This is a genomic window from Rhodococcus mengyinensis, assembly GCF_048381435.1.
GTDB classification, from domain to species: domain Bacteria; phylum Actinomycetota; class Actinomycetes; order Mycobacteriales; family Mycobacteriaceae; genus Rhodococcus_F; species Rhodococcus_F opacus_D.
In genome coordinates this window covers 1-3,281 of record NZ_JBLWIT010000113.1, presented here as the reverse complement: position 1 = coordinate 3,281, position 3,281 = coordinate 1, and the positions used below count along the sequence as shown (strand labels likewise).

General features: G+C 67.4%; 1 protein-coding gene. It reads right to left on the bottom strand.

What is annotated here, in order from left to right:
* Positions 1-3,281 (bottom strand): amino acid adenylation domain-containing protein (locus ACNJ7E_RS24545; RefSeq protein WP_418341181.1); only part of this gene is annotated, 3,281 nt, incomplete at both ends.

Below are 3,281 nucleotides of genomic sequence, written 5' to 3'. Positions count from 1 at the left end.
GATCACGTAGGCGGTGTTGTCCGCGCGCAGGGGATGCGCCCGATCGGCGTCGTTGATCGGATGCGACCCGAATTCCGACAGGTCCAGCGCGTCGACCTCGATCACCGGGAACGTGCCGGGAAGGGCGCCGCGATCGGCGGACGTGCTCAGCACACACACCGGCTGCGCCGAGTCGAGCACGTACCCGATGCGATCGACCGGATGATCCGGATCGACCGGCACGTAGGCGCCACCCGCCTTGACGACGGCGTACATTCCCACCACGAGGTCCAGCGAGCGCCGCATCGCCAGCACCACCCGCGACTCCGGCCCCACACCGCACGACACGAGATACCGCGCCAACCGGTTCACCCGAGCATCGAACTCCGCATACGTCAGCGAGGCGCTGTCGAACACCACCGCCGTCGCACCCGGCGTCCGCGCCGCCTGTGTATCGAACAGATCCGGCAGGGTGGCGACAGGAACGGCGTGGTCGGTCGAGTTCCAGTGCGTCAGTGCGGCGTTCTCGTCGGCGTCGAGCAGTTCGATGTCGCCGACACGCGTGCTCGCGTCCGTGGTGACGGCATCGAGGATCGCGCTGAATCGGGCGGCGATGAAGGCAGCCGTGTCCTCGTCGAACAGGTCCGCCGCATACGTCAACTGTGCGGTGATCCCACCCGGGTTGCCGTCGGCGTCGAACCGCTCGACGAGGGTGAAGTGGAGATCGAATTTCGCGACGTCGATGTCGGTGTCGAGTCCGCGCAGTGTGAGTCCGTCGAGTTCGAGTGTGGTCTGCGCGAGGTTCTGGAACGTGAGCATCACCTGGAACAACGGGTGCCGGGCAGCGTGCCGGGTGGGGCTGAGCACCTCCACCAGCCGTTCGAACGGCACGTCGGCGTGGGAGAACGCCGCGAGATCCGCGTCCCGGACATGGTCGAGCAGGTCGGTGAATGCCGAACCCGGATCGACGGGGGTCCGCAGGGTCACCGTGTTGACGAACATGCCGATCAGATCGTCGAGTTCGCGTTCGCCGCGGCCCGCGACGGGGGTGCCGATGGTGACGTCCGAGGAGGCGCTGAGACGCCCGAGCAGGACGGCGAGCGCGGTGTGCACGGCCATGAACAGCGTGGCCCGCCGGGACTGTGCGAGCGCGGCCAGCGCGCGGTGCGTCGACGCGTCGACGGCGAAGTCGACGTGCCGACCGCGGTAGGACTGTTCCGCGGGTCGCGGCCGGTCCGTCGGGAGATCCAGCTCCTCGGGAACACCCGCCAGGGTGTTCGTCCAGAAGTCGAGTTGCCGGGCCTCGAGAGAGTCGGGGTCGGATTCCTCGCCGAGCAGGTCGCGTTGCCACAGGGCGTAATCGGCGTACTGCACGGGAAGCGCCGTCCAGGTGGGGCGCTCTCCCCGTGTGCGGGCCGCGTACGCGATCATCACGTCGCGCACCATCGGTGCCATCGACCAGCCGTCGCCGGAGATGTGGTGCACCACCAGTGCCAGCACGTGGTCGTCGGCGCCCAGCCGGATCAGCGTGACGCGGACGGGCAGGTCGGTCGTGACGTCGAAACCGGTGGTGAAGAATCGTCCGAGGACGGTCTCCAGTTCGTCCTCACCAACGGCCGCGACGGACAGGGTCGGGCGTGCGTCGGCGGTGTCGCGCACGACCTGGTGCGGACCGGTCGCTGAATCCGGGAACACCGTGCGCAGCGTTTCGTGGCGTTCGATCAGGTCTGCGATGGCCGTCTCGAGTGCCGCCCGGTCGAGTGCCCCGGTGAACCGCACCGCGAACGGCAGGTTGTAGGCCGGGGACGACGGGTCGAACTGGTTGAGGAACCACATCCGCTGCTGGGCCGGCGACAACGGAATCTGCACCGGCCGTTCCCGCCGGGTCAGTGCCGGTCGGGTGTCCGCACCGTGCGACTGCGACAGTCGGCCCGCGAGTTCCGCGACGGTCGGCGACTCGAACAGGTCCCGCACCGCGACCGGCACGTCGAGTTCGCTGCGGATCCGGGACACCAGCTGGGTGGCGATCAGCGAGTTGCCGCCGAGGTCGAAGAAACTGTCGTGGACGCTCACCCGGTCGAGTCCGAGTACCGTGCCGAACACCGCGGCGACGGAGTGCTCGACGCTGGTGGACGGTGCGATGTATTCACCTGCAGCCGAGGAGAACTCGGGTGCCGGGAGGGCCTTGCGGTCCAGTTTCCCACTCGTGTTCAGCGGGAACTCGTCGAGCAGCACCACAGCCGACGGCAGCATGTACGCCGGAAGCGCACCCGCTGCGTGCCGGCGCAGGTCCGCGGCGTCGACAGTGCGACCCGCCGCGGGAATCACATACGCCACCAAATGATCACCCGTCGAGGCATCCGAATAGACGAGGACCGCAGCACCCGTCACATCCGGATGCGACCGCAACACCGCCTCGATCTCACCCAACTCGATCCGCTGACCACGGAACTTCACCTGAAAATCGGTACGCCCGATGTACTCGAGCACTCCATCCCCCCGGCGCCGCACCAGATCACCCGTCCGGTACATCCGCGCCCCGGCACCACCGAACGGATTCGCCACGAACCGATCCGACGTCAAATCCACCCGGCCCAAATACCCCCGCGCCAACTGGATGCCACCGAGATAGAGCTCCCCCGGCACCCCCACCGGAACCGGATGCAACCGCGAATCCAGCACGTACGCCTGGGTGTTCCACTCCGGCACACCGATCGGCACCGTCACCTCGTCGGCGTCCGACGTCTCCCAGTACGTCACCGACACCGCGGCCTCCGTCGGCCCGTACAAATTATGCAACCCCGCAGACGACACGGTACGGAACCGACTCGCGGTTTCCGGGGGAAGCGCCTCACCGATCACGAACACGTGCCGCAAACTCGAACACGACCCGGCCGGTACCGACGCAACGAACACATCCAGCATCGACGGCACGAAATCGGTCACCGTCACCCCGTACTCGTCGATCACCTCCGCCAGATACACCGGATCCCGGTGCCCGTCCGGAGTGGCCAGCACCATGGTGGCGCCGACCTGCAACGGCCAGAAGAACCCCCACACCGACACGTCGAACGTCGTCGCCGTCTTCTGCAACAACACATCCCGCTCGGTCAGCGGGTACTCCGACTGCATCCACACCAACTGGTTCACGATGCCCGCATGCGGCACCGCCACACCCTTCGGCTTACCCGTCGACCCCGACGTGTAGATCACGTAGGCGGTGTTGTCCGCGCGCAGGGGATGCGCCCGATCGGCGTCGTTGATCGGATGCGACCCGAATTCCGACAGGTCCAGCGCGTCGA